17 protein-coding genes are annotated in these 25,543 nt (G+C 65.6%); 12 read left to right on the top strand and 5 right to left on the bottom strand.

All coding sequences use genetic code 11. The features are described 5' to 3' along the window. Positions 1-85 precede the first annotated feature (85 nt). The 3 genes from RBA40_RS22245 to adeC are packed head-to-tail and all read left to right on the top strand — an operon-like array spanning position 86 to position 5,947. Positions 86-1,327, top strand: a complete 1,242-nt coding sequence (locus tag RBA40_RS22245; RefSeq protein ID WP_306650024.1) for an efflux RND transporter periplasmic adaptor subunit — start codon at positions 86-88, stop codon at positions 1,325-1,327. Between the two features lie 2 nt (positions 1,328-1,329). Beyond that, positions 1,330-4,476, top strand: coding sequence for an efflux RND transporter permease subunit (locus RBA40_RS22250; RefSeq protein ID WP_306650025.1), 3,147 nt, complete (start codon positions 1,330-1,332; stop codon positions 4,474-4,476). A gap of 1 nt (position 4,477) precedes the next feature. Then, positions 4,478-5,947 (top strand): AdeC/AdeK/OprM family multidrug efflux complex outer membrane factor, encoded by a 1,470-nt coding sequence (gene adeC, locus RBA40_RS22255; protein WP_306650027.1) that lies wholly within the window; start codon positions 4,478-4,480, stop codon positions 5,945-5,947. A 112-nt stretch (positions 5,948-6,059) separates the two neighbouring features. Here adeC and RBA40_RS22260 read toward each other — a convergent pair whose 3' ends face one another. Next, positions 6,060-8,723 carry a sensor domain-containing diguanylate cyclase gene (locus RBA40_RS22260; RefSeq protein WP_306650028.1) on the bottom strand — a complete coding sequence of 888 codons (2,664 nt, stop codon included), beginning with the start codon at positions 8,721-8,723 and terminating at the stop codon, positions 6,060-6,062. A 281-nt stretch (positions 8,724-9,004) separates the two neighbouring features. Between RBA40_RS22260 and RBA40_RS22265 the strand changes: the two genes are divergently transcribed. Genes RBA40_RS22265 through RBA40_RS22280 form a run of 4 tightly spaced genes read left to right on the top strand, consistent with a single transcriptional unit; the run spans position 9,005 to position 13,341 of the window. Continuing rightward, entirely contained in the window at positions 9,005-9,271 is a 267-nt protein-coding gene (locus RBA40_RS22265) for a hypothetical protein (protein ID WP_306650030.1), read from the top strand. Next, complete coding sequence (locus RBA40_RS22270; protein ID WP_306650032.1) at positions 9,264-9,569, top strand: hypothetical protein; 306 nt, start codon at positions 9,264-9,266, stop codon at positions 9,567-9,569. The genes RBA40_RS22265 and RBA40_RS22270 overlap by 8 nt, the downstream gene beginning before the upstream one ends. Next, positions 9,566-11,203, top strand: a complete 1,638-nt coding sequence (locus RBA40_RS22275) for a PepSY-associated TM helix domain-containing protein (protein ID WP_306650034.1) — start codon at positions 9,566-9,568, stop codon at positions 11,201-11,203. The genes RBA40_RS22270 and RBA40_RS22275 overlap by 4 nt, the downstream gene beginning before the upstream one ends. A gap of 47 nt (positions 11,204-11,250) precedes the next feature. Next, positions 11,251-13,341 (top strand): TonB-dependent receptor, encoded by a 2,091-nt coding sequence (locus RBA40_RS22280; RefSeq protein WP_306650036.1) that lies wholly within the window; start codon positions 11,251-11,253, stop codon positions 13,339-13,341. Between the two features lie 155 nt (positions 13,342-13,496). Here the strand turns inward: RBA40_RS22280 and RBA40_RS22285 are convergent, their stop codons facing one another. Both RBA40_RS22285 and RBA40_RS22290 read right to left on the bottom strand, forming a co-directional pair. Further along, positions 13,497-13,850, bottom strand: coding sequence for a hypothetical protein (locus RBA40_RS22285; protein WP_306650038.1), 354 nt, complete (start codon positions 13,848-13,850; stop codon positions 13,497-13,499). A 12-nt stretch (positions 13,851-13,862) separates the two neighbouring features. Next, positions 13,863-14,180, bottom strand: coding sequence for a hypothetical protein (locus RBA40_RS22290; protein WP_306650040.1), 318 nt, complete (start codon positions 14,178-14,180; stop codon positions 13,863-13,865). On the opposite strand from RBA40_RS22290, the gene RBA40_RS22295 reads away from it, so the two are divergent. Continuing rightward, a complete protein-coding gene (locus tag RBA40_RS22295; protein ID WP_306650042.1) occupies positions 14,148-14,477 on the top strand; it encodes a type VI secretion IcmF C-terminal domain-containing protein in 330 nt (109 codons plus the stop codon). The genes RBA40_RS22290 and RBA40_RS22295 overlap by 33 nt on opposite strands. On the opposite strand, the gene RBA40_RS22300 is transcribed toward RBA40_RS22295, so the two are convergent. Then, positions 14,419-15,225, bottom strand: a complete 807-nt coding sequence (locus RBA40_RS22300; protein ID WP_306650043.1) for a helix-turn-helix domain-containing protein — start codon at positions 15,223-15,225, stop codon at positions 14,419-14,421. The two genes, RBA40_RS22295 and RBA40_RS22300, sit on opposite strands and share 59 nt — an antisense overlap. Before the next feature lie 413 nt (positions 15,226-15,638). On the opposite strand from RBA40_RS22300, the gene RBA40_RS22305 reads away from it, so the two are divergent. From RBA40_RS22305 to RBA40_RS22315, 3 genes are all read left to right on the top strand, one after another. Further along, on the top strand, positions 15,639-18,389 hold the full coding sequence (locus RBA40_RS22305) for a winged helix-turn-helix domain-containing protein (protein ID WP_306650045.1): 2,751 nt from the start codon (positions 15,639-15,641) through the stop codon (positions 18,387-18,389). Positions 18,390-18,393: 4 nt separating this feature from the next. Then, positions 18,394-21,147 (top strand): winged helix-turn-helix domain-containing protein, encoded by a 2,754-nt coding sequence (locus RBA40_RS22310; protein ID WP_306650046.1) that lies wholly within the window; start codon positions 18,394-18,396, stop codon positions 21,145-21,147. A 176-nt stretch (positions 21,148-21,323) separates the two neighbouring features. Next, entirely contained in the window at positions 21,324-24,614 is a 3,291-nt protein-coding gene (locus RBA40_RS22315) for an amidohydrolase family protein (protein WP_306650048.1), read from the top strand. A 45-nt stretch (positions 24,615-24,659) separates the two neighbouring features. Here RBA40_RS22315 and RBA40_RS22320 read toward each other — a convergent pair whose 3' ends face one another. Then, positions 24,660-25,028, bottom strand: a complete 369-nt coding sequence (locus tag RBA40_RS22320; protein WP_306650050.1) for a hypothetical protein — start codon at positions 25,026-25,028, stop codon at positions 24,660-24,662. Positions 25,029-25,251: 223 nt separating this feature from the next. Between RBA40_RS22320 and RBA40_RS22325 the strand changes: the two genes are divergently transcribed. Beyond that, on the top strand, positions 25,252-25,482 hold the full coding sequence (locus RBA40_RS22325; RefSeq protein WP_306650052.1) for a hypothetical protein: 231 nt from the start codon (positions 25,252-25,254) through the stop codon (positions 25,480-25,482). Positions 25,483-25,543 lie beyond the last annotated feature (61 nt).

A 25,543-nucleotide genomic window follows, 5' to 3' on the forward strand; every position in this document is an offset into this window, starting at 1 on the left:
GTGTTTGAAACGCTTGTTTGGCGCCTTGAAGGCAAGTCCAGGCTTGCCGCGACAGGCACCAACCGTTCAACTAACGAAAGCCAGCATGCAATCGACCCTCTTTCCCCGCTCCGGCAAGCCGGCCGCCGGCGCTCCCGTCCTGCTGGCCCTTGGCGCCGCCGTCCTGCTCGCCGCCTGCAGCAACAAAGCGCCACCCGCACCGCCGCCGTCCGGCCCGCCGCAAGTCGTGGTGCACACGGTCGCGGCCCAGCCGATGACCGTTACTACCGAGCTGGCCGGGCGCACGTCCGCTTACCAGGTGGCTGAAGTGCGGCCTCAGGTTGGCGGCCTGATCCTCAAGCGCCTGTTCGTCGAGGGCTCCACCGTCAAGGCCGGCACGGCGCTGTACCAGATCGATCCGGCCAGCTTCGTTGCGTCGGTCAACTCGGCCAAGGCCACCCTGGCCAGCGCCAGGGCCAAATTGCTGGCGGCCGAGCCGAAAGCGAAGCGCTACCAGGAACTGCTGGCCATCGAAGGCGTCAGCAAGCAGGATAGCGAAGACGCGCTCGCCAGCGCAGCCCAGGCCCGCGCCGACGTCGCATCGGCCCAGGCTGCGCTCGACGTCGCCAATATCAATCTGAAGTACACCAATGTGTACGCGCCGATCGGGGGCCACATCAGCCGCTCGAACGTGAGCGCCGGCGCCCTCGTGACCGCCGGCCAGGCCGGTGCGCTGACCACCGTGCAGCAGCTCGATCCGATTTATGTCGACGTGACGCAGTCCAGCACCGAACTGCTGGCGCTGCGACGCCGCTTCGAGAGCGGCAAGCTGAAACAGGCAGAGGGCGGCCAGGCCACGGTCAGCCTGCTGCTGGCCGACGGCAGCAAGTACAGCGCGCCCGGCAAGCTGCAGTTCGTCGATGTGAGCGTCGATGCCGGCACCGGCAACGTCACCCTGCGCGCACTGTTCCCGAACCCGAAGGGCGAACTGATGCCCGGCATGTATGTGCGCGCCGTGCTCGGCAGCGGCCTGGACGACAAGGCCATCACCGTGCCGCAGGTCGGCGTCACGCGCAACCAGCGCGGCGAAGCGACCGCACTGGTATTAACCAAGGAAAACAAGGTCGAGCAACGCGTGCTGAGCACCGGCGCGGCCGTGGGCGACCAGTGGGTGGTCAACGCCGGCCTGGTTCCGGGCGAGCGCGTGATCGTCGAAGGGGTGCAGAAAGTGCGTCCCGGCGCACCGGCCGTGGCTGTCCCGGCCACCGTCGCAGTACCAAACGCCGCAGGCGCCCCGGGCGTGGCAGGCGGTCCCGCTGCCGGCCGCGCGGCCCCGGCGGGAGCATAACCATGGCCCGCTTCTTTATTGACCGTCCGATCTTTGCGTGGGTTATCGCGCTGGTAATCATGCTCGGCGGCGTGCTGGCCATTCTGGGCCTACCGATTTCGCAGTATCCGAGCATTGCGCCGCCATCGATTTCGATCAGCGGCAGCTATCCGGGCGCTTCCGCCAAGACGGTGGAAGACGCTGTCACCCAGGTCATCGAACAAAAGATGAAGGGGATCGATGGTTTGCAATACATGTCGTCGAGCAGCGATTCGAGCGGTTCGGTCGGCATCACGCTGACGTTCAGCAACGGTACCGATCCGGACATCGCGCAAGTGCAGGTGCAGAACAAGCTGCAACTGGCCACGCCGCTGCTGCCGGCCGCCGTCACCCAGCAGGGCCTGGTGGTGAGCAAGTCCACCAAGAATTTCCTGATGGTGCTCGGTTTCGTCTCGGAAAACGGCAGCATGCAGCAGGCCGACCTGGGCGATTACGTCGCTTCCAGCGTGGTCGATTCGCTCAGCCGCGTGGAAGGCGTGGGCGATGTGACCCAGTTCGGCTCGCAATACGCGATGCGGATCTGGCTCGATCCGGCCAAGCTGCTCAACTACCAGCTGACCCCGGCCGACGTGAGCGCAGCCATCCGCGCCCAGAATGCGGAAGTGTCGGCGGGCGAACTGGGCGGCGCGCCAGCGCGTCCCGGCCAGCAACTCAATGCCACCGTGTCGGCCCAGAGCCGCCTGCAAACCCGGGAACAGTTCGGCGCGATCTTGCTCAAGACCGGTGCCGACGGCGCCGTTGTGCGCCTGAGCGACGTGGCGACCATGGAACTGGGCAGCGAAAGCTACAACATCGTGGCCCGTTTCAACGGCAAGCCGGCCGCCGGCGTGGCGATCAAGCTCGCCACCGGCGGCAACGCGCTCGACACGGCCAAAAACGTCAAGGCCAAGGTCGAGGAAATGCAGAAGAATTTCCCGGCTGGAATGAAAGCCGTGGTCGCCTTCGATACCTCGCCCTTCGTCAAGCTATCGATCGAGGAAGTGGTCAAGACCCTCATCGAAGCCATCGTGCTGGTGTTCCTGGTGATGTACCTGTTCCTGCAGAATTTCCGCGCCACTCTGATTCCGACCATGGCCGTGCCGGTCGTGCTGCTCGGCACCTTCGCCGTGCTCAGCATTCTCGGTTACTCGATCAATACCCTGACCATGTTCGCCATGGTGCTGGCGATTGGCCTCTTGGTCGATGACGCCATCGTCGTGGTCGAAAACGTCGAACGCATCATGAGCGAAGAAGGCTTGTCGCCGAAAGAAGCGACCAAAAAATCGATGACCCAGATCACCGGCGCGCTGGTCGGTATCGCGCTGGTGCTCTCCGCCGTGTTCGTGCCGATGGCGTTTTTCAGCGGCTCGACCGGCGTGATCTATCGCCAGTTCTCGATCACGATTGTCTCCGCGATGGTGCTGTCGGTCCTGGTGGCCATGGTATTCACGCCGGCGCTGTGCGCCACCTTGCTCAAACCGGTCGAACTAGGCCACAAGGCCGGCACCACGGGCTTTTTCGGCTGGTTCAACCGCAGTTTCGACAAGAGCAGCCGGCGCTACCAAGGCTGGGTCGGTACCCTGATCGCCCGCACCGGCCGCACCATGGTGGTGTACGCCTTGCTGGCGCTGCTGATGGCCGTCGGTTTCCTGCGCTTGCCGACCTCGTTCCTGCCGGCGGAAGACCAGGGCATCCTGTACACCCTGGTGCAACTGCCGGTCGGCGCCACCCAGGAGCGCACGCTCAAGGTGGTCGAGCAGGTCGAGCAGCATTACCTGAACGACCAGAAGGATGCGGTGGCCTCGGTGTTCTCGGTGGCCGGCTTCAGCTTTGCCGGTAACGGCCAGAACGCGGCCATGGCGTTCGTCAAGCTCAAGGATGTCGAGGAACGCGGCAGCGAGCTCTTGCGCGCCCCGGCCATCGTCGGCAAGGCCATGGGCCGCTTCATCCAGATCAAGGATGCGATGGTGTTCGCCATCGCCCCGCCCGCGGTGATGGAACTCGGTAACGCCAACGGCTTCGACCTGATGCTCAAGGATGAAGGCGGCCTCGGCCACGAAGCGCTGATGGGCGCGCGTAACCAGCTGCTCGGCATGGCCGCGCAAAGCAAGATGCTGGTGCAGGTCCGTCCCAACGGCCAGGAAGATTCGCCCCAGTACAAGCTGGAAGTGGACCAGCAAAAAGCCAGCGCACTCGGCCTGTCGCTGGCCGACATCAACAACGTGCTGTCCACCTCGTGGGGCGGCGCGTACGTGAATGACTTCGTCGACCGCGGCCGCGTCAAGAAGGTGTACATGCAGGGCGCCTCGGATGCGCGCATGGCGCCGGAAGACATCGGCAAGTGGTACGCCCGCAATGCCAGCGGCGAGATGGTGTCGTTCTCGACCTTTGCCACCGGCAAATGGATCTACGCCTCGCCGCGCCTGGAGCGCTACAACGGCACGCCATCGCTCAACATCCAGGGCGTGGCCGCACCGGGTTTCAGCTCCGGCGATGCCATGCTGGAAATGGAAAAGCTGGTCGCCAAGCTGCAGCCAGGCATCGGCTTCGAGTGGAGCGGGGTGTCGATCGAAGAGCGCGCCGCCGGTGCGCAAACCACCATGCTGTATGCCATGTCGCTGCTGGTCGTGTTCCTGTGCCTGGCCGCGTTGTATGAAAGCTGGTCGATTCCGTTCTCGGTGCTGCTGGTGGTGCCGCTGGGCGTGCTCGGTACCGTGCTCGGCACCATGCTGTTCGGCCTGTCGAACGATGTGTACTTCCAGGTGGCGCTGCTGACGGTGGTGGGCCTGGCTGCCAAGAACGCCATCCTGATCGTCGAGTTTGCCAAGGAACTGGAAGATGGCGGCATGGATGTGAGGAAAGCGACCCTGGAAGCGGTGCACCTGCGCCTGCGTCCGATTTTGATGACCTCGATTGCTTTCGGCCTCGGCGTGTTGCCGCTGGCGATCAGCAGCGGGGCGGGCTCGGCCAGCCAGAATGCCATCGGTATCGGCGTGCTGGGCGGCATGCTGACCTCGACTTTCCTGAGCATCTTCTTTGTGCCGGTGTTCTTCGTGGTGGTCCGCGCTGTCGTGATCCGCAAAAACAAGGTGGCGCCTGTGCCCGCCATCGCTTCCGTGGAGGGGCATTGAAATGAATAGCTCAATTAGTCCGACCTTGAAACTGACCGTACTCGCAGCCGTGATCAGCGGCTGCACAATGATGCCCAAGTACCAGCAGCCGGTCAGCCCGGTCGCTGCGGCTTGGCCTACCGGCACGGCGTACCCGGCGCCCGCCGCCGCGGGCGCCGCAGCGGCCGCCGACATCGCCTGGCGCGATTACTTCGCCGATGAGCGCCTGAAGAAGCTTATTGCGCTAGCCCTGGCCAACAACCGCGACCTGCGCGTCTCGGCACTGAACATCGACAAGGCGCGCGCCCAGTACCGCATCGAGCGCGCGGCGCAGTTGCCGTCGGTGGCGGCCGGCGCCAGCCAGAGCGGCCAGCGCACGGCCGACAAGATGAGCGCGGGCGGGCAGGGCGCCGTGAATCGGCAGTACGGCGTGGACCTTGGCGTGGCCGCCTGGGAGGCAGACCTGTTCGGCCGCGTGCGCAGCCTGTCGGAAGCGGCGCTGCAAACCTATCTGGGCACCGAGGAAGCGCGCGCCAGCGTGCAGATTTCTCTGGTGGCCGAAGTGGCCAACGCCTATCTGACCCTGATGGCCGACCAGGAACGCCTGCTGCTCGCGCGCCAGACCCTGGCCAGCCAGCAGCGCTCTTTGGAACTGAGCGAGAGCCGTGTCAAGGCCGGCGCGGCGGCCGGGCTGGACCTGTACCAGGACCGCACCACCGTGGAATCGGCGCGTGCCGATGCCGCCGCCTACACCGCCCAGGTGGCGCAGGGCCAGAATGCGCTGACCCTGCTGGCCGGCGCCGCCGTACCAGCCGAACTGCTGCCGAATGCCGGCCTGGCGGACGTGACCGCGCTCACCGCGGTCAGCGCCGGTTTGCCGTCGGACCTGCTGTACCGCCGGCCGGACGTGCTCGCGGCCGAGCGCACGCTACAAGCAAGCAGCGCCAACATCGGCGCGGCGCGCGCGGCCTTTTTCCCGCGCATCACGCTTACCGGGCAGGCCGGCACGGCCAGTTCCAGTCTGTCTGGCCTGTTTGACGGTGGCTCGGGCGTGTGGAGTTTCGCGCCGTCGATCAGCTTGCCGATTTTTGACGGCGGCGCCAACCGTGCCAATCTGGAGGTGGCCAAGGTCAACCGCGATATCGGCGTGGCGCAGTACGAGAAGACCATCCAGGCCGCGTTTCGCGAAGTGGCCGACGCCCTGGCGCAGCGCGGCACGGTGGACGAACGCCTGAACGCGCAGCGGCAACTGGTGGAAGCGTCCGACAAGAGCTATCGGATTTACGAGGCGCGCTACAAGAACGGCGCTGATACCTTCCAGAATGCGCTGATCGCGCAACGGGCGCTGTATGCGGCGCAGCAAGGCCTGATTTCGGTCAGGCTGGCCGAGCAGACCAGCCGGGTCACCCTCTACAAGGTGCTCGGCGGCGGCTGGCGGGCCGGCGATGGCGTGGCCGTGGCGACGCAGGGGCAGGCCGGCGCAAGCAGGTAGGCGCACGCATCCGGGTGCCGCGTGCCCGGATGCTTGTGCGCCGGCAGTGCGGGCCGGGAGCCGGCAAGAGGTCGCGACATTATATATGCGCGGTCACGCCGGCGTCCCGCTATCACGCTTGCTTCGTTCCCAGACAATATTGATTGCATCCCGCGGCCTTGGCCTGGTACAGCGCCGCGTCGGCCTCCCTGGCCAGTTCACGCGCGTCGGGTTGGGCGCTGCCGGTCCAGGCGATGCCGATGCTGGCCGACACCTGGCGCGCCATGGCGCCGACTGAAAACAGCGGGCGCATGGTCTCCACGATCTTGGCGCCGACTTTCGCGCACTCCTCGGACGAGTGCACGCTTTCGAGGATGATGGTGAATTCGTCGCCGGCCAGGCGCGATACCGTATCGGTCGTCCTGACCGCGCCCAGCAAGCGCCTGGCGAATTCCCTGAGCACTTCGTCGCCCCACGCGTGACCGAGCGTATCGTTGATCTGTTTGAAGCGGTCGATGTCGAGGTACATCAGGGCGATGCCGGTGCCGTTGCGCACACTGCGGGCCAGCGCCGCTTCCAGCTCGGCTTCGTAACTGCGGCGGTTCGGCAACCCGGTCAGCGTATCGGTATTGGCCAGCGCCTTCAGGTTGGCCTCGTGCCGGCGCGCCGCCGTCACGTCGGTCGAGAGCAGGTAGGCGCCCAGCACCACGCCATCGCGCATGTGCGGGATGTACACCGAGTGAAGGATGCGGCTTTCACCCCCGTGTTCGACTTCCAGTTCCAGCTGCACGGTGTGGCCTTCGAGGCAGCGCCGCAGTTGCTGTTCGCGCTGGCCGCGGAACTGCGCGGGGAAGACGTCGGTGATGGATTTTCCCACCATGTCGGCCGGATCGACGCCGTACCACTGTTTGTACATGGCATTGGCGAAGCGGTAGCGCAGGTCGATGTCGAGGTACGAAATGAGCGCCGGCAGGTTGTCGGTGACGGTGCGCAGGCGCTCCTCGCTGTCGTGCTGGCGGATCTCGCTGCGCTTGCGCGCGGTGATGTCGAAGGCCATCGCGTAAAAGCCGTTGACCGAGCCGCCGGCGTCGATGTCGGGGATATACGAGGCGTGGTAATACGAGCGCCGCCCCTCGACCGTGATTTCATCCTCGAACGAGACGCGCTTGCCCTGCATCGCCAGCTTGATGAACTGCTCGACTTTCTCGAATTCCGGCGCGCTGTATGCCTGGCGCACCGGTTGGCCGATCAGCTGGGCGTTCTCGCGTCCGTAAAAACGCAGCGCCTGCGAATTGAGGAAGGTGAAATTGCCGGCCTTGTCGACCTGGCCAACCAGCGCCGGCAGGTTTTCGGTAATCGCCCGCAGGCGCTGCTCGTTCAGTTTGAGCTTGCGCTGCGATTCGCTCAGTTCCGTGATGTCCTTCATTGCCACCACCGCGCCCAGGGCCTCGCCATTCGGGCCGATCATGCGCCGCCCGCTGGCCAGCACGCAGCGCTGGTGCAGGCCCTTGGGCGCGATCAGCATGGCGCAATCCCTGACCGTTTCGCCGTTCAGCGCGCGCACCAGCGGCACGTCGCGCTCTTCCAGCAGGCGCGTGCCATCGGCCGAAAACAGGCTGTAATGCGAGGCCCAGTCGCCGCTTGGCAGCGCCTGCGGCGGCAAGCCATGGAATTCGCGCGCGGCGCGGTTGAACAGGGTCAGCTCGCCGTCGGCCGAGCAGGCCACCACGCCGACATCGAGCGTTTCGAGCACGGAGTCGAGCAGTTGCTGCTTCTGCATCAAGGCCAGCTTGGCCTTGATGCGCCCGGAGACATCGTGCAGGAAAGCGCCGAAGAAGGTCTCGCCGCCGGCCTCGAAGGCGTTGATCGTCATTTCGACCGTGATGTCGCCATGGTCGCGGGTGCAGGCCGGCATTTCGATGTGCGTGTTGACCATGCTGCCCGCGCCATGGCGGGTGAAGCGCTGCATGCCGGCGCGGTGCGCCGCGCGGTAGCTTTCCGGGACGATCAGCGTGGCCAGTTCCCGGCCCAGCGCTTCCTCGCGCGTCCAGCCGAAGGTGCGCTCGGCCGACGGGTTCCAGTCCACCACCATGCCATTCGCATCGGTGCTGATGAATGCGCTGAATGAGGAACTGATGATGGTGCGGATGCGCTCCTCGTTGGCGCGCAGGGTCGCTTCGGCGCTGAGGCGCTGGCGGATCTCGCGCTTGAGCGTGTCGTTGGCGTCGCTCAGGGAGGCGGTGCGCTCGTCGATGCGTTTTTCCAGTTCGATGTTGAGCGCCTGCAGCGCCCCTTCGGCACTCACGCGCGCGGCGATCAGCGTGCCCTTGTTCAGTTCATCCTCGACCAGGCTGGCGAAGTCGCGCAGGCTTTGGCGCGCCGCGTCGTCGAACTGGCGCGGCACGGTATCGATGATGCACAGCGTGCCGACCGCTTCGCCATCGTGCGAAAACACGGGCTGGCCGGCGTAGAAGCGGATTGCCAGGGCGCCGGTTACCAGGGGATCGGCGTGAAAGCGCGGGTCTTGCAGCGCGTCCTCGACCACCAGCATCTCGCGCTCGGCCACCGCGTGGCTGCAGAAAGCGATGGAACGCGCCGTTTCGGTCGCGTCCAGTCCAACGCGCGACTTGAACCACTGGCGCTCTTCATCGACCAGCGACACCAGCGCAATCGGCACTGCCATGGCGATGGCGGTCAGGCGGGTCAGGCGGTCGAAGCGTTCTTCCTGCCCGCTGTCGGGCATGCAGGGCGCGCGCACGCGCCAGGTGTCGTCGGAAAAAGCGAGGTCGATGTCCATGGTCCAGCCCGGTCAGTGACGCGCAGCGTCAGCATTTTGCAACAGTGCAAAGGATCGGCGGGAGCATGGCCGGAGGGAATTCGGTGATTGCGTGGACGCGCAGGCGGCGCTGGGGCCTTGGTCCTACCCGGAAATCGGGTTCGATTACTATACAAAATTTCCGTGCGGAACGCAATTTCTTCTGAAAGATATCTTTTACTCAACCATCGTATTGAGAATCATTTACATTTGGGGTAAGATGCGGCCGTCTCCCCAGTCCCACGGGCGAGTTGAAAGCCAGTATGTTGTTCGCCCTTGCCCTGATCCTGACGCTGCTCTCCGCCGTGTGCTGCAATTTCAGCACACCCAGGGCCGAACCACGTTTGCCGCCCGCGCTGCGCTGGGCGCTGGGGGCGGTGCCGCTGCTGCTGGCCGTCGTCATCCTCGCCGCGCGCGCGAGCACCTTCACTGCCATCCTGACTGTGCTGGCCATCTGGATGATCGCCCTGCCGCTTGTCGGCGTGCTGCGTGCGGTGCGCCGCGCGCACGCGGGGAGGGCGCATGGCTAAGGATACCGCGCACCGCGACCGGGTCTTGCTGCATAACGGCGTCGTCGCCCTGGTATTGGGCTACCCGCTGGCGATTGCCCTGAGCGGCGTGCTGCACCAGGTGATGCGATGGCTGGACGCCGGCCCGATCGTCGGGCAACTGACGATGTGGGTCGTGTATCCGCTGTGGGTGAGCGTGATCGCCCTGATTTTCCTGGTGCGCAGCAAGCGCGCCTGCTGGACCTGGCTGGCCCTGGCCAACGCGCTGGCCGCTGCCGCCTGCTACCTCCTGATGCAGGCCGGCGGGAGCGCCGCATGAAGCCGGAGATCGTGCGCACCTATAAAGCGGTGCATACCTGGGTCGGCATTCTCGGCGGCGTGATGCTGTTCATCGCCTTTTACGCCGGCGCGTTCACCATGTTCAAGCCGGAAATCGGCCGCTGGGCCGAGGCGGTCCCCAGCGCGCAGCAGGCCGCCAGTTCGCCGGTCGATGCGCTGGCCCGGGCATTTTTCGCCACGCGCGACGACGCTATCGGCAGCGCCGTGCTGGTGCTGGACCGCAAACGGCCAGGTTTCGGCCGCATGCGCTATGCCGACAAGCAGGGTGCCAGCTGGCAGGTGACCCTGGACGCAGCCGGCCAGCTGCAAACGGACTCCGCGCAAACCGGACCGGCCGGCGATTTCGTCGACGAAGTGCACCGCAACGGCGGCTTGCCGCTGGCCGGTGCCGTGGCCGAGCCGATCATCGGCTTCGTGGCCCTGCTGTACGCGCTGGCGCTCATTTCCGGCGTGGTGATCCTGCTGCCGTCGCTGGTCAAGGATTTGCTGCTGCTGCGCATCACCGCCAACGTCAAGCGTTTCTGGCTCGACGCGCACAACCTGATCGGCATCACCAGCCTGCCGTTCCACCTGGCCATTGCCCTGACCACGGCCGGCTTCTGCCTGCACGACTGGGTCTACGAAACGCAGGACGCCACCATTCACGCCATCGGCAAACAGGCCGACGCGGCGCCGCGCGCCAAGGGCAAGGCCGGCCCCGGCGCCAGCGCAGCCTGGGCAGCGCCGTCGGCCATGCTGGCCAGCGCCCGGGCGCGCTCCGCCAGTTTCACGCCGACCGAACTGACCTACCGCGGCCTGAACAGCCCCAAACCGCAAGTGAACATGGGCGGCGAAGACTGGAGCGGCCACATGCGCGCGCCGCGCGCCGGGTTCATGAATTTCAACCCCGTCACCGGCCAGCTCAACAAGGGCATCAGCCTGCTGCCGCACCAGCAGACCAACTGGGAAGCGACCCTGTCGGCCATCTTCGCGCTGCACTTCGGCAGCTTTGGCGGGGTACCGGTACGCGTGGCGTACGCCGTGATGGGCGTGCTCGGCGCGATCCTGTTCTACACCGGCAACCTGCTGTGGATCGAATCGCGCCTGCGCAAGAACCGCCAGCTTGCCGTTCCCCTCGAACAGCCGCGCCACGTGCGCTGGGTCGCCGCGCTGACGGTCGGGCTGTGCCTGGGCGCCGTCATCGGCCTGCCGCTGGGCCTGGTGGCATTGCGCTGGGAAGCCAGCCTGGGCCTGGACATGGCCGGCATCGGCCTGTCCGTCTTTAACACCGCGCTCGGCGTGGGCCTGCTGGCGGCGCTGGTGAAGGGCGCGGCCTGGGCCGGTTACCGGCTGACGCTCGCCGCGGCGCTGGCGACCTTGCTGGTTCCGGCGACCAGCTTGCTGGCCAGCGTGTTCCCCGGCATGCCGATCGCCAAACCGTACGTAACCGATTACCTGTGGATCGACGGCCTGTCGCTGCTTGGCGGCCTGGCGCTGCTGTGGATGGCGGCGCGCGTGCGCCGGCGCGGCCGCTGCGGCGAGCGGCACAGCGTCTGGCGCGAGCCGGAGCCGCTTGCGCCGTCCCCTGACACCAATTCCAGCCAAATAACTTCTAACCGAATGGAGCAAATGTAATGCGAGTTGTCCCTGTGTGTGCTTTCCGTGCTATTCCCATGGCCTGTATGACCATGATCGCCACCGTGGCCCTGCCGGCAATGGCCCAGGCGCCCGTCGAGACCATGAAAGAAATCACCGTCAAGGCCGCTGCTGAAACGGCGGACAGCCTTCCGGCGGCCGCGCCCGGCGGCAAAGTGGCCAAGGGCGCCCGTCTCGGCGTGCTCGGCAACGTGAGCGTGATGGACACGCCGTTCAACATCACCGCCTACACGACCCAAACCATCGCCGACCAGCAGGCCCAGACCATTGGCGCCGTGCTCAAGAATGATCCGTCGGTGCGTACCACCACCAACGAAGGCCACCTCGTCGAGAACTTCAATATTCGCGGTTTTGGCGTGAGTTCGGGATCGATGGCGATCAATGGTGCCTACGGCCTGGCCCCTGAGCAAAACACCCCGACCGACATGTTCGAGCGCGTCGAAGTACTCAAGGGTCCCGGCGCGATGATGATGGGCCTGCCGCCGGCGGGCGACGTGGGCGGCGCGGTCAACCTGGTGCCCAAGCGCGCCGGCGCCACCCCGCTGACCCGCGTGACGACCTCGGTTGCGACCAAATCGAACGTCGGCGTGCACGCCGATGTGGCGCGCCGCTTCGGCGCGGACCAGAGCCTGGGCGTACGCGTCAACGGCGTGCTGTCCGGCGGCAAAACCTGGCTGGACCACCAGACCAAGCGGCGCGAGATCGGCCACGTGGCCGTCGACTATCAAGGCAAGGGCTGGAACGTGGAAATGGACGCCTACTCGCTGACCAACAAGGTATGCAAGGGCGCGCCGATGCAGCCTGTCCTCACCGGCTGGACCCGCGTGCCGAAGGCGCCGCACGGCTCCACCAACTTCTTCTACGGCGAAGATGTGTACGGCAACACCGAAACCCAGGGCCTGATCGTGCGCGGCCAGGTCGGGCTCGGTGCCGGCTGGAGCGCCTTCGCCTCGGCCGGCACGGCCAAGCATTCGTATGACGGTTTCATCTTCGGCACCCGTCCGGTACTGCCGGTGTCGGGCGGCGACAGCGGCAAGGCCACCGGCACCGCCTACAACTCGTGGGGCGAGTACGACACCACCACCTTTGAAACGGGCGTGCGTGGCCAGTTCGCCACCGGCGCCATTGCGCACAAGGTCACCGTGGCGGCCAATGTGATGAATTACGAGGGCGGCAGCCGCGGCAACGGCACCTTGGCCATCAACAGCAACATCTACAACCCGACCCCGATCATCATGCCGGCCGGGAAGGATGCATCGACCTACAGCCAGTTCAACGACGACGTGATGACCGCGGTCAGCGCCGCCGATTCGATGTGGTTTGCCGACGGCAAGCTGCAGGTCACCATCGGCGTGCGCGCGCAAAAGGTGCACCAGAAGCTGAGCAACTACGAAGAAACCGCCGTCACGCCGCTCGCTGGCGTGGTGGTCAAACCGTGGGGCGAAAACGTCTCGCTGTATGCCAACTACGTGGAAGGCCTGAGCGCCGGCACCACCGTCAAGGCGCCGTATGCGAACGAAGGCGAAACGTTCAAGCCGTACAAGTCGAAGCAGGCCGAGGTTGGCGTGAAATGGGCGATGAATACCTTGACGCAGACCTTGAGCCTGTTCCAGATCAGCAAACCGGCGCTGATCGAGTCGAACAACCGCATGACGACCGACGGCGAGCAGCGCAACCGTGGCGTGGAGTGGAATGTATTCGGCAAAGCCGGCAAGGACATCACCTTGCTCGGTGGCATGGCATACACCAAGGCCGAGCAGACCAAGACCGCCAAGGGTCTCAATCAGGGCAAGGCGCAGTTCGGTATTCCGCGCCTGACGGCCAACATCGGCGTCGATCACGCGATTGCTGCGGTGCCGGGGCTGGAACTGAGCTCGCGCGTGAACTACACCGGTTCGCAGTGGCTGTCGCAGGACATCACCCTGAAGCTCGATTCGTGGACGACCCTGGATCTTGGCGCGCGTTACGCGACGCGCTTCGGCGCGATGCCGGTGGTGCTGCGTGCCTACGTGACCAACGTGGCCGACAAGGAGTACTTTGAAAGCGCGTGGGGAGCGGGGCGTGTGAATCTGGGTGCGCCGCGTGCTGTGCGTTTGTCGGCGGCGTTCGATTTCTGATAGCTTATGCTGGCGCTGCGCCCTGTTGCTCTCTGGTAGGCGGCAACAGTGCGCGACCAGATAATCAGGCCCGCCATGCAGCGGGCTTTTTTACGTGTTGGCGCGGGACAGTCGCTGAGCGCCAGTTCTAGCCTCCTTGAAAGAAAATCAACTGACTATTGAAACCTCTCCACATCCGCGCTGTACACTTTAAAGTCTTCGTTGTAGTAGAGCTTGGCGAAAAAATACTTTGCGTGCGGTACGAAACGCTGTTCCTCATCAAGAACGCCGCCGACTGCCGCTACCACTCGTATCTCCGCAAATGATGGGCAAGAATTAAACTGGATAACTCTGGCTACAATCTCAAGCGGCGTGCCGATGGGAACCTCATATGTGACGTCATCAATCGTGCAAACAATATTGGTGCCGCTGTTCATGCCATCAAATTCTGCATAAGCATAAAAATCAGCGGTAACTTTTTCTGCCGAAAAAACCCGAGCGATTTCCCGCTCCCATTCGTAAATTTTCATCAGTAGAACTTTTCAAAGTCTGCAAAAATCGCTTACCCATCCTTGGGCCTGAAAGTGCATCCGGCACACATTCGGCGGGCGGCGGGAATTCGACGCAGCGTGCGGTTCCGGCAGATTATATTCCGCCGGTGAGGAACTGGGGCTGAAATCGGGCAGCATCGAGTTGGTCAGGATTGCATCGATCATCCGGCCGCCCGGCCCGCTCTCGGTACAACGCAGCGTCACCAGCTCGACCACCGCGTCGCTGTACCCGAATCGCATCCCGTCACGCTGCTCGACCTGGCCGAGGCCAGGGCAGTGCCCGATATCGAGGGCCAGCTTCTCAGCCATGGGGCCGCCGGGGCAAGCGCCGCGACGCGCTTCCAGGTGCCTGACAGCAAAGGCAGCGAGCAAGTGCGGCGGCTGCCCGGGTCCGCCGCCGGCGCAGCCTTGCATACCGAGGGGGCCTGGGCCTGGCTGCACATGCTCGACCTGGGGCGCCCGCAAGAAACCGCGCAAGCGGACCGCTTTGCGCTCAGTTTCGACGTCGACGAGGTGGTCTTCAGGTATGAACTGAAGGCCAGCAGTGTCAACAACCCGTTTCAGCGCGAGATTGCCGAGGCCAGTCGCTGCCTGACCCGCTTGTGAGGTAGTCGCCGCACTGCCGCGGGCTGCGGCCGCTGGTGTGGCGCAAGGCATAGCCCTGGCGGTAAATGCTGACCAGGCCCAGCGCGCAACCGCTCAGTTGTTCGAGCTTGAGGCGCAGCTCGAAGATGCCGACGCGAATATTGCTGCGCGTGTCGGCCTTGCCCTGCGTCTGGAAGAATTCGGACAGTTCGCCGAACGAGACCACGCCGCCCGTGCGGCTGAGAAACAGATCGACCAGCATGAATTCGGCGCGGCTCAGGCGGATGGTGCGGTCCTGGTAGGCCACCGAGAGCGACGCGGCATGCAGCGTCAGCGATGGCGCGGACGGGAATGCCGCTCGCGGCTGGACCGCGTCGAGCGTGCCCTGGTACAGCGTTTGCATACGGCGCAGCAGCAGCGATGCGCGGCGCAGCAGGTCGGTCGGGCTGACCGGCGCGAATACCCAGTCGGCCGCCCGTACCAGGCTGTCGGTGGCGCCGGGCGGAGGCTGATGGGCATCGACCGCCAGGATCAGGGGCGCGGGACAGAGGCCCTGGCCGGCCAGGCCGCGCGCCATGCGCTGGGCCGGGGCGATGGCGTCGAGCAGATGGTATTCGCGGCTGTCGACCAGCAGGATATTGGCCAGGCTGGCGTCGCACAGGAAGTCGGCACTGCCGCCGTGCACATTGAGCACCGAGACGTCGAGTTCGGTGAAGGCGAGCAGTTCATTGCAAGCGCCAGCGGAGCGAAACTCACGAATGTTTGCCATGCAGCTTTCATGCAATTGCTTTCCGCCAACATAAATATGTGCGCGCATAGATTATCCTTATGATTGTTTTTGATACGGCGGCAGTCTCTTGGCCGCTGGGCCGGTCGCGAAAGGCGCCCGTGAGTACATCAGAGCATGAAGCGCCGCAATGGCTACCTATCGAAAGTTAGGTTCGCTTCCCTGCTTATTCAACTAAATTCCTCCTGCAAATTTGTATATCCGTCATGAACTATTCTGTTGGGCAATTGTGCATGCCGTGCAGGCCGGTGCGGTGAAAAAGTAACAATTCACTCTTTTCGTTAGATGCTTTTCGGTTAAGATGTAATGCAATTGTCACAAATCTAACCGCCATGGTTCACGATTTGGCGGTGGCATATGCAGCCGCCAGTTCTGTGTTTTCGCTCGCCCGACCCATGCAAAACGAATCGAAATTTCATCCGCCGGCATTGCCGGCCAGGTTTTTCCCCGTTCCGCGCCTGCATGAGCGCATCGCGGCGGTGGCGGCCGCCCGCATCGTGTGCCTGACCGCCCCGGCCGGTTTCGGCAAGAGCACGACCATGGCGCAGCAGCTGGCCGCGCTGGCAACGCGCGCGGTGGGCACCTGCTGGATCAATCTCGACGAGGCCGACAACGATGTCGAGTGCTTCCTGGACCACATGACGGCCGCGCTGGCCGCCGCGCACGCCCCGGTGGCCAGCGCCACGGCGCACGCCACGGGCCGCGCGCAACTGCTGGCCATGTGCAACCGCCTGGCGCACCAGAGCTGCGACGTGGCGCTGTTTTTCGACGACTACCATGTCATCACCAATCCGGCCGTGCACGAGCTGATGGACTGGGTGCTGGCGGTCAGCCCGGTCCAGCTGACCCTGTATATCGGATCGCGCAGCCGGATTCCCCTGAAACTGAGCCGCCTGCGCCTGTGCGGCGGCGTGGCCGACCTTGGCGCGGCCGACTTGAGCCTGACGCGCGACGAAGCGTGCGCCTTCATGGGCGTGGTGGGCGCGGGCGCGCTCGACGCCGCTCACGGCGGCGTGCTGTACGAACGCACCGAAGGCTGGGCGGCGGGGCTGCAGCTGGCCGCCATCGCGCTGCAAAATGCCAGCGACCGGGAACGTTTTATCCGCGATTTTTCGGGCAGCGCGCACGATATCGCGTCGTATCTGATGAACGCGGTGCTGGCGCGCCTGCCGCCCCACGTCGACCAGTTCATGTCGCGCACGGCCTTGTTCGACCGTTTTTCGAGCAGCTTGTGCCAGGATGCGCTGGCGCTGCGCGACGCGCCGGAACTGATCGACTGGATCGGCGCGCACAACCTGTTCTTGATCCCGCTCGACCGGCGCGGCCAGTGGTTTCGCTATCACCATCTGCTGAGCGACCACCTGCGCAAGCGCTACCTGGACACGGACGCCGACGCGGCGCGCGCCGACTACCGCGCCGCCAGCCATTGGTGCGAGCGCGCCGGCGCCAACGATGAAGCGATCCGCTATGCCCTGGCCGGCGACGAGAGCACGCGCGCGATCGACCTGATCGCGGGCTGTGTCGATGAGCTTATCCGTGGCCGCGCCGGTTTCGACACCCTGCTGCGCTGGATGTCCGCCGTCCCGTACCGGTTGCTGACCCAGCGCGTGCAGCTGCGCCTGACCTTCATCCGCTCAAGCATCTGGAACAACCGCTTCGAGCAGGCCGAAAACGCGCTGGCCGAGCTGGAATACGACCTGGGGAGCGGCCCTCCCGTGCCCGGTGCCGCTGCCGCCCTGTGCAGCATGGAGATGCTGTGGTGCCTGCTGTATGCGTTCCAGGACAAGACCGCGCTGGCGGCCAGCCGCAGCCGCGCGTGGCTGGAGCGCTGGGGTCCGTCGGCGCCGCCGTCCGATATCGCGCGTGCGCATATCGCGATCGGCTACAGCGCCTTCGTGGCGCACGATTACGCCGTCGCCGAACAGTCTTACCAGAGCGCCGAGACCTTTTACGCCGCCGCCGATTTCTATTCCGGCGTGGTGTGGACCGAGCGTTTCATCAGCATCATCCGGCTCGAACAAGGCCAGGCGCGCGAGGCCGAGCGGGTACTGGCGGCGCTGTACCTGACCAACCGCGCCCGGCTCGGCGCCGATTCGATGGTGGCCTCGCACACCGGCGTGCATCTGGCGCAGGCGGCCTATGAACTGAACAAGATCGATGCGGCCGACGCGGCGCTCGACAGCGCGCTGACGATTCCGACCGATCCGGTCCTGCCGGCGGACGGGGAGGGCAGCGCGCTTCCCAACGGTTTCGGACTGCTCGAAGACTACATGGCCGCTTACCTGACCCGCGCGCGCCTGCTGTGCGTGCAGGGCCAGGCCGGCGCCGCCGACGCGGTGCTGTCGAACGGCGTGGCCGGCGCCCTCCAGTGCAAGCAGCTGCGCCTGGCGCGCATCCTGATGGCCGAGCGCATCCGGCTGGCGCTGCTGCGCGACGATGTGGCGCTGGCGGCCAGCCACGAAAGCGCGCTCGATGCCATCGATGCGGCGGCCGGACCGGCCGTCCAAGGCCGTGGCGAGGCCGAGGAAGTCGCGGTCGGCATCGCGCGCATCCGGCTGCGCCTGGAGCAGGGCGCGACCGATGCCGATGCCATCGCCGCCCGGCTCCAGGAACTGATCGCTCGCGCGCGACTCCAGGGGCGCATGCGCATGCTGGTCAAGCTCCTGTGCCTGCAGGCGCGCTACCACGGCGGACGGGCCGAGCACGAAGAAGCGGGAGCGGCGATCCATGAGGCGCTGCTGATCGGCGACGAGGGTGGCTTGTGCCGCTCGATCGCCGACGAGGCGCCGCACGTGCGCGCCATCGTCGCCGGTCACGGTGCGTGGCAGTCGCAGTCGCACCGGCGCGATGCGCGCCTGGTGACGCCGGACTACCTGGCACAGGTGCTGGCTGCTTGCGGCACGGCGGCCGACGCCGCGGCGGACGAGGTGGCACCGGCCGCGGCGCCGGAGGCGCATGCCCTGTCGCCGCGCGAGGTGCAGGTGCTCAGACTGGCCGAACGCGGGCTGGCCAACCGCGAGCTGGCCGCGCAGCTGTTCGTCTCGGAAGGGACGGTCAAGTGGCATCTGCATAATATCTTCGCCAAGCTGGCGGTGCGCAACCGCAGCAGCGCCGTCGCGCGCGCACGCAGCCTGAACCTGCTGTGACCAGATGGCCACACCCGATCCAGCCGTGACGATGCCGCGCGCGCCGCGCCCGGAAGGGCGCTTCATCGAAACCAAGTTCCGCCGGCCGTCGGTGGCGGGTGAACTGGTGGCGCTGGCGCGGCTCGACCGCGCGCTGGCGGCGGCCCTGGAGCGGCGCGTGGTGTGCCTGAGCGCGCCGGCCGGTTTCGGCAAGACCACCTCGCTGCTGAAACTGGCCCGCGCGCTCGACGCCGACGGCTGCCCCACCTGCTGGGTGAACCTGGACCCGGAAGACAACGAGACGGCGCGCTTCTTGCAGTATGTGATCGAAGCGGCCCAGCGCGCGCTGCCCGGCATCGGCGAGTACCGGCTGGCCGACGTGTGCGAGGCTAACGTCGACGCGCTCAAGGCGATTCTGCGTTCGGTGTGCGAGGACCTGGCCGCGCGCGCCACGCCGCTGGCGCTGTTCCTCGACGATTATCACCTGATCGACAATCCAGCCATCCACGCGGTGCTGGCGTGGCTGCTGAGCGTGAGCCCGGACTGCCTGCGCGTGCTGATCGCCAGCCGCTACCGGCTGCCGTCCACCATGGACGACCTGCGCCGCCAGCAGGTGCTGGCCGACATCGGCACCGCCGAACTGAGTCTGACCCTGGACGAAACCGCGTGCTTCCTGCACGCGGCGCAGCTGCCGGCGCTGGACGCCGACCAGGTGCGCACCTTGTTCGAGCGCACGGAGGGCTGGGCCGCCGGCTTGCAGCTGGTGGCGATGGCGCTGCAGGCCGACGGCCGCGGCGGCGCCTTCATCGACGAATTTTCCGGCGCCGACTGCGACGTGAGCGCCTATCTGCTCGAAGCGGTGCTGTCGCAGGTGCCGCCGACCGTCATGCGCTTTCTGAGCCTGACGGCCTTGTTCGACCGCTTTTCGCTGGCGCTGTGCAGCGAGGCGCTGGGGCAGCACGATGCTAGCGCGACGATGGCGTGGATTCGCGCCCACAATCTGTTTTTGATTGTGCTCGACGATGGCGGGCAGTGGTATCGCTACCATCATCTGTTGTCCGACTATCTGCGCGGCGCCACCGCCGCCGGCGCGCCCGACCAGGTGTGCCTGGCCAACCGCGCGGCCAGCGCCTGGTTCGCGCGCGAAGGGTTGCGCGACGAGGCGATCCGCTGCGCCTTCCAGAGCGGCGACGTGAATCTGGCGGCGGACCTGATCGAGCGCTGCGTCGAGGATGTCACGCAGCGCCGCGGCGAGCACGATCAGGTGATCCGCTGGTATCAGCGCCTGCCGGAGGAGACGCTGTTCGACCGCATCACCCTGCGCCTGTCGTATGTGCGCTCGGTGATGTGGAGCGGGCGCCTGCGCGAAGCGCAAAGCGCGCTGCTGGCGATCGAGTCGGACCTGGCGCTGCGCTATGCGGTCAGCGTCTACGACGGCAAGGACGCGATCGATGCGGCCATCCTGGGCGACCTGCAGATCTGCTGGTATATGTTTCATGTGTTCAGCAACCGGGTCGAGCGCGTGCGCGAAAGCAAACGGACCTGGGGCGCGCAATGGGAGCGCACCGGCAATCCGATCGACATCGCGCGCGTCAAGCTGGCGGCGGCGTGCTTCGCCTTTATCGAACACGATTATCGCGAGGCCGTGGCGCTGGGCCAGAGCGCGCAGGCGTTTTACGAACGCTGCGATTATTATGCGGGCGTGGCCGGCTGCCGCCGCATGCGCTACGTGATCGCGCTCGAACGCGGCCAGGCGCGCGAGGCCGAACGGGGCCTGAGCGCCCTGTACGAGGAAAACTGCCGCGAGCTGGGGCGCTATTCGATCATTGCCGCCAACACCGGCATTCAACTGGCCGATGCCGCGTATGAGCGCGGCCAGGTCGACCTTGCGCGCAAGGTGCTGGCCAGCGCCTTCGGCATGTCGTCCAAGTACGGCCTGGTGACCAATTTTATCGCTGCCTTTTTGACCTCGTCGCGCGTGCTGCGCTTCGATCAGCAAGGCGAGGCGGCCGATGCCTGTCTGTCGGAGGGCCTGGCGCTCGGCCGCGAGCGCAGCCTGCCGCGCCTGACCGTGGCCTTGCAGGCCGAGCGCGTGCGCGTCTACCTGCAGCAGGGCCGCATCGACGACGCGCTCAAGGTCGGGCGCGGCGCCGGGATCGATCTGGCGCAGCCGGGCGAGGCGGGCGCGCTGGCGCGCTCGTCCGATCTGGTGCTGATCGAACTGCGCCTGCGGCTGGCCACCGGGCGCCTGCAGGGACTGGGCCTGGCGATCGACGACTTGCTGATGCAGACGCGCAAACAGCAGCGCGTGCGCCTGACGGTGCGCCTGCTGGCGCTGAAAAGCGTGCTGCTGCAGCAGACCGGCAGGATGGACGACGCCTGCGCCGTGCTCGACACGGCGGTCGGACTGGCCAGCGCCGGCGGCTTGTGCCGCTCGATCGTGGACGAGGGGCCGGAAGTGCGGGCCGTGCTGGAGGAACTGCGCCGGCGCACGCCGTTGGCGGCGCAGGATGGCTTGGGCAGCCTGCTCAGCGCGTGCAATTTTGCCGTGGCCAGCACGCGCGCCTTCGGCGCCGCACTCGGCGCGGCGGTGATCAGCGCGCGCGAAGTCGAGATTTTGAAACTGGTGCAATGCGGTTTGGATAACCGGCGCGTGGCCGTGCAGATGGGCATTTCGGAAGGGACGGCCAAATGGTATTTGAGAAATATCTACCAGAAGCTGCAAGTCGGCAGCCGCACCGCCGCGATTGCGCGGGCGCGCGAATTGCGCCTGCTTTGACCGTGTACTACCTGGCGCGCATGCGTTAGCGGCACATTGTCGCATCCGTGCGTCTTTACACGGCGCCGGGGCGCGCGAAGGTTTGCCGGGCGCGTCTTCCTCATCGTAGAATCGGTGGCTCCCAGGCAGCGCCCGAGCGCGCCGCCGCACCGTCAACCCATTCCACTCAGAGCCGCATGCACCCACTTCGCGCAACCGTCCTGGCCGCCATCCTGGCCTCCTTCGCCTCAGGCGCCAGCGCCGATGACGACGCCGACAAGAAAAAGTGGGACGTCAACAATCCCCCCGGCACGGCCAGCATCGTCAAGATCGATACCGCCAGCGGCACCTGGATGAGCGTCGACGTCAGCCCCGACGGCAAGCACATCGTGTTCGACCTGCTCGGCGACCTGTATCTGTTGCCGGTTGCCGGCGGCGAAGCGAAACCGCTGACCCATTCGGTGGCCTGGGAAATGCAGGCGCGCTTTTCGCCGGACGGCAAGCAGCTCGCTTACATGTCGGACGCGGCCGGCGGCGACAATGTCTGGATCATGAATGTCGACGGCAGCGGCGCGCGCGAAGTGAGCAAGGAGAAATTTCGCCTGTTGAACAACCCGGTATGGCATCCGAACGGCAAGTTCATCGCCGCGCGCAAGCATTATTCCGGCACGCGCTCGCTCGGTTCCGGCGAAATCTGGATGTTCCATACCCAAGGCGGCGGGGTGCAGCTCAACGAAAAGCCGAACTGGCAGAAGGACCTGGGCGAGCCCGCGTTTTCGCCGGACGGACGCTACGTCTACTACTCGCAGGACACGACCGCCGGCACGGTGTTCGAGTACAACAAGAATTCCAACGCGCAGATCTACCAGATCTTCCGGCGCGACTTGAAAGAAGAAAAAACCAAGCCCTTCGTCAGCGGCCCGGGCGGCGCCGTGCGGCCGACCCCGTCGCCGGACGGCAACTACCTGGCCTTCGTGCGCCGGGTACGCAATCAGTCGACCCTGTTCCTGAAGGATCTTGCCAGCGGCATCGAAACGCCCGTCTGGGATGGGCTGGAACGTGATCTGCAGGAAGCCTGGGCCGTCCATGGCGTGTATCCGGCGTTTAGCTGGATGCCGGGCAGTAAGGAGATCGTGGTCTGGGCCAAGGGCAAGATCTGGCGCGTCGATCCGTTTGCGAAGTCGGCCAGGGAAATTCCATTCCACGTCAAGGACACGCGCGAGGTGCGCGAGGCGCTGCGCTTTACCCACGCCGTCGCACCGGACCAGTTCGACGTGCGCCAGCTGCGCTGGGTCAACGTTGCGCCACAGGGCAATAAAGTCGTCTACTCCGCGCTAGGTCATCTGTATGTGCGCGACTTGCCCAACGGCGAGCCGCGGCGCCTGACGCGCCAGGGCGACCACTTTGAATACTTCCCCAAGTTCTCGCGCGACGGCCAGCGCATCGTCTTCGCCACCTGGGATGACGAAAAACTGGGCTCGATCCGCACGCTCGATCTGAAAAGCGGCAAGGAAACCACCCTGACCACGGCGCCCGGCAAATACCTGGAGCCGGCGTTCTCGCCCGACGGCAAGGACGTGGTCTACGTCAAGAGCCAGGGCCGCTTCCTGCTCAGCCCGTGGCATGGGCTCGACACGGGCGTCTACAAGGTCGCCAGCGACGGCAAGGGCAAACCGGTGCTGGTGACCGACGATGGCCGCGCGCCCCAATACGCCGCCGACGGCAACCATGTGTACGTCACGCGCACGGCCAGCACGGGCGAAGTCGATGCGATGACCTCGCTGGTGCGCATCCGCCTCGACAAACATGAAGAGCACGCCATCGCCAAGGGCGAGTTCGTGACCAATTTCAGCCTGTCGCCGGACGGCGCCTGGCTCGCTTACGGCGAGCGTTTCCACACCTGGGTGGCGCCGCTGCCGCTGGCCGGCAAGGTCATCACCATCGGCGAAAAGACCGAAGCCTTGCCGGTGCGCCAGCTCGACGCCGACGCCGGCGACTACCTGCACTGGTCGGGCGACAGCAGCGCGCTGCATTATTCGCTGGGCGAGCAGCTGTTTACGCGCGAGCTCAAAAACGCCTTTGCACCGAGCGACCCGGACGCCAAGAAGGAAAAGCTGCGCATGATCGCGCTGGCGGCCCAGCCTGGCGTGAAAATCGGCTTTCGCGCGCCTTCTAGCTCGCCGCGCGCCACCGTCGTCATCGATGGCGCGCGCATCGTGACGATGAAGGGCGACGAAGTCATCGAGAACGGGCGCATCGTCATCCGCGACAAGCGCATCGCCGCCATCGGCAAGGCGGCCGACGTTGCCGTGCCGCCTGGTGCGACCCGCATCGACGCCACCGGCAAGAGCATCATTCCGGGGCTGGTCGACGCGCACTGGCACGGCGCGATGGGCGAGGACGGCATCGTGCCGCAGCAAAGCTGGGTCGATTACGCCGGCCTGGCCTTCGGCGTGACCACCGTGCACGACCCGTCCAACGACACCGGCACCATCTTCACCCACAGCGAGCTGCAGCGCAGCGGCCAGATCGTGGCGCCGCGCATCTATTCGACCGGCACGATCCTGTACGGCGCCAAGGGCAATTTCAGCGCGCCCGTCGACAGCCTGGACGATGCGCTGACCCATGTGCGCCGCCTCAAGGAGGGTGGGGCGATCAGTGTCAAGAGCTACAACCAGCCGCGCCGCGAGCAGCGCCAGCAAATCCTGGAAGCGGCGCGCCAGACGGGCATGATGGTGGTGCCCGAAGGCGGCTCGCTGTTCCAGCACAATATGACGATGGTGGTGGACGGCCACACCGGCGTCGAGCACTCGCTGCCGGTGGAAAACGCCTATGACGACGTCAAGCAGCTGTGGTCGCAGACAAAGGTAGGCTACACGCCGACGCTGGTGGTGTCCTACGGCGGCCTCGATGGCGAGCATTACTGGTACGCGCGCACCGATGTGTGGCGCCATCCGATCCTGTCGCGCTACGTGCCGCGTGCGGTGCTGGAGCCGCGCAGCATCCGGCGCGAGACGGCGCCGGAAGAAGACTTCAATGTGCACCGCGTGGCGCGCACGGCCACAGCCTTGCAGCGGGTGGGCGTACCGGTCAACATCGGCGCGCACGGCCAGCGCGAAGGACTGGGTGCGCACTGGGAGATGTGGTCGCTCGTTAACGGCGGCATGACCCCGCTCGAAGCGATCCGCGCCGCCACCCTCAACGGCGCCCGTTACCTGGGGCTGGACAAGGATGTCGGATCGCTCGAAGTGGGCAAGCTGGCCGACCTGGCGATCATCGACGGCGATGTGGTAAAGGATATTCGCAGCTCGGACCGGCTCACGCACGTGATGATCGGGGGCCGCGTGTACGAGACGGCGACGATGAACGAGGTCGGCGCCACCCCGAAAGCACGCAAGCCCTTCTTTTTTGAAGGCGTGAACGGCGCCAGCGCACCGGTGGAAACACTCAGTCACAGTCACGGCGGCGGCCGCGACGCTCGCCACTGATACGAGCATCCTGTCCCGACTCGCCGTCTTGACGCACCGCCTGCGCTAACCTCCCGCGCGCTCCGCCTGGGAGGCATAGCCGGACGTCGCACCGCCGTACGGCGCCACCTCCAGGTCGCCGATCCAGGGAGCACACGCATTCGACAGGCAGCGGTGCCCGTCCGTCCCGATTGGCTGGGGCTTGAGGAGCTCCTTGTGAACCTGGGATATCGCTGTCCTCAACAGCACTTCGGCCAGGACCGGCGTTGCCTGCTGCTCATCCGTGCTGCCTGCCAGGGTGAACGAAAACGACATCCGCGCCGGCGTATCCGTTGCCCTGATTTCCACCACGCCCAACCCACCGCCATCAAACTTCACCGCACCAACCGCTCTGCCAATTCGCTGAGATACGAAGTGGCGTTCATAGCGTTCCATCGCGCCTCCTCAGTTACCAAAAGTAGACAATTTAACACTGCTTTATGAAGCACGCCAACACAGTTAAGCAACAGGGGTGGGTTCAACAGAACCAATGGCGTCAGGAAATTGTTGTACATTTTCAAGTTAGGAAATCATCAATAGCAAAGCACTATTTGTGAATGCGATAAATCTCGGTTATCGTAAAAAAAGGGTAGTGAAACCCGACCAGAAAGGCTGACACTTGAATGCTCCCGATCGCCGCCGATGCGACAACAGCGGCTTGTCCTTACTGGTCGACCTTGGCGTCACGTACGACCGCACTCTCAGCCGCCAGGTGGCGCTTGCGTATTTCCGCGCGTCGGAAGTGCCCGTCGCCGTGGCCGAGCGGGTGCTCCTGGGCGCGGCGACGCGCCGCCTCACCGATTGGGAGCAGTTTCATTTCCACGACAGCGTCAAGGGAACTTGCGGCTGAGCCAGCCGCGCGTCTCTCCCAAAATTGTGAACGATACGACGCAAAAATTATTGACCGTAAT

This window comes from Massilia pseudoviolaceinigra, assembly GCF_030846505.1.
GTDB lineage: Bacteria > Pseudomonadota > Gammaproteobacteria > Burkholderiales > Burkholderiaceae_D > Telluria_A > Telluria_A violaceinigra.

Excerpts from the sequence above, each read along its gene's own strand:
- RBA40_RS22245 (WP_306650024.1), top strand. The coding sequence starts at position 86 with ATGCAATCGACCCTCTTTCCCCGCTCCGGCAAGCCGGCCGCCGGCGCT.
- RBA40_RS22250 (WP_306650025.1), top strand. The coding sequence starts at position 1,330 with ATGGCCCGCTTCTTTATTGACCGTCCGATCTTTGCGTGGGTTATCGCG.
- adeC (WP_306650027.1), top strand. The coding sequence starts at position 4,478 with ATGAATAGCTCAATTAGTCCGACCTTGAAACTGACCGTACTCGCAGCC.
- RBA40_RS22260 (WP_306650028.1), bottom strand. The coding sequence starts at position 8,723 with ATGGACATCGACCTCGCTTTTTCCGACGACACCTGGCGCGTGCGCGCG.
- RBA40_RS22265 (WP_306650030.1), top strand. The coding sequence starts at position 9,005 with ATGTTGTTCGCCCTTGCCCTGATCCTGACGCTGCTCTCCGCCGTGTGC.
- RBA40_RS22270 (WP_306650032.1), top strand. The coding sequence starts at position 9,264 with ATGGCTAAGGATACCGCGCACCGCGACCGGGTCTTGCTGCATAACGGC.
- RBA40_RS22275 (WP_306650034.1), top strand. The coding sequence starts at position 9,566 with ATGAAGCCGGAGATCGTGCGCACCTATAAAGCGGTGCATACCTGGGTC.
- RBA40_RS22280 (WP_306650036.1), top strand. The coding sequence starts at position 11,251 with ATGACCATGATCGCCACCGTGGCCCTGCCGGCAATGGCCCAGGCGCCC.
- RBA40_RS22285 (WP_306650038.1), bottom strand. The coding sequence starts at position 13,850 with ATGAAAATTTACGAATGGGAGCGGGAAATCGCTCGGGTTTTTTCGGCA.
- RBA40_RS22290 (WP_306650040.1), bottom strand. The coding sequence starts at position 14,180 with ATGGCTGAGAAGCTGGCCCTCGATATCGGGCACTGCCCTGGCCTCGGC.
- RBA40_RS22300 (WP_306650043.1), bottom strand. The coding sequence starts at position 15,225 with ATGGCAAACATTCGTGAGTTTCGCTCCGCTGGCGCTTGCAATGAACTG.
- RBA40_RS22305 (WP_306650045.1), top strand. The coding sequence starts at position 15,639 with ATGCAAAACGAATCGAAATTTCATCCGCCGGCATTGCCGGCCAGGTTT.
- RBA40_RS22310 (WP_306650046.1), top strand. The coding sequence starts at position 18,394 with ATGGCCACACCCGATCCAGCCGTGACGATGCCGCGCGCGCCGCGCCCG.
- RBA40_RS22315 (WP_306650048.1), top strand. The coding sequence starts at position 21,324 with ATGCACCCACTTCGCGCAACCGTCCTGGCCGCCATCCTGGCCTCCTTC.
- RBA40_RS22320 (WP_306650050.1), bottom strand. The coding sequence starts at position 25,028 with ATGGAACGCTATGAACGCCACTTCGTATCTCAGCGAATTGGCAGAGCG.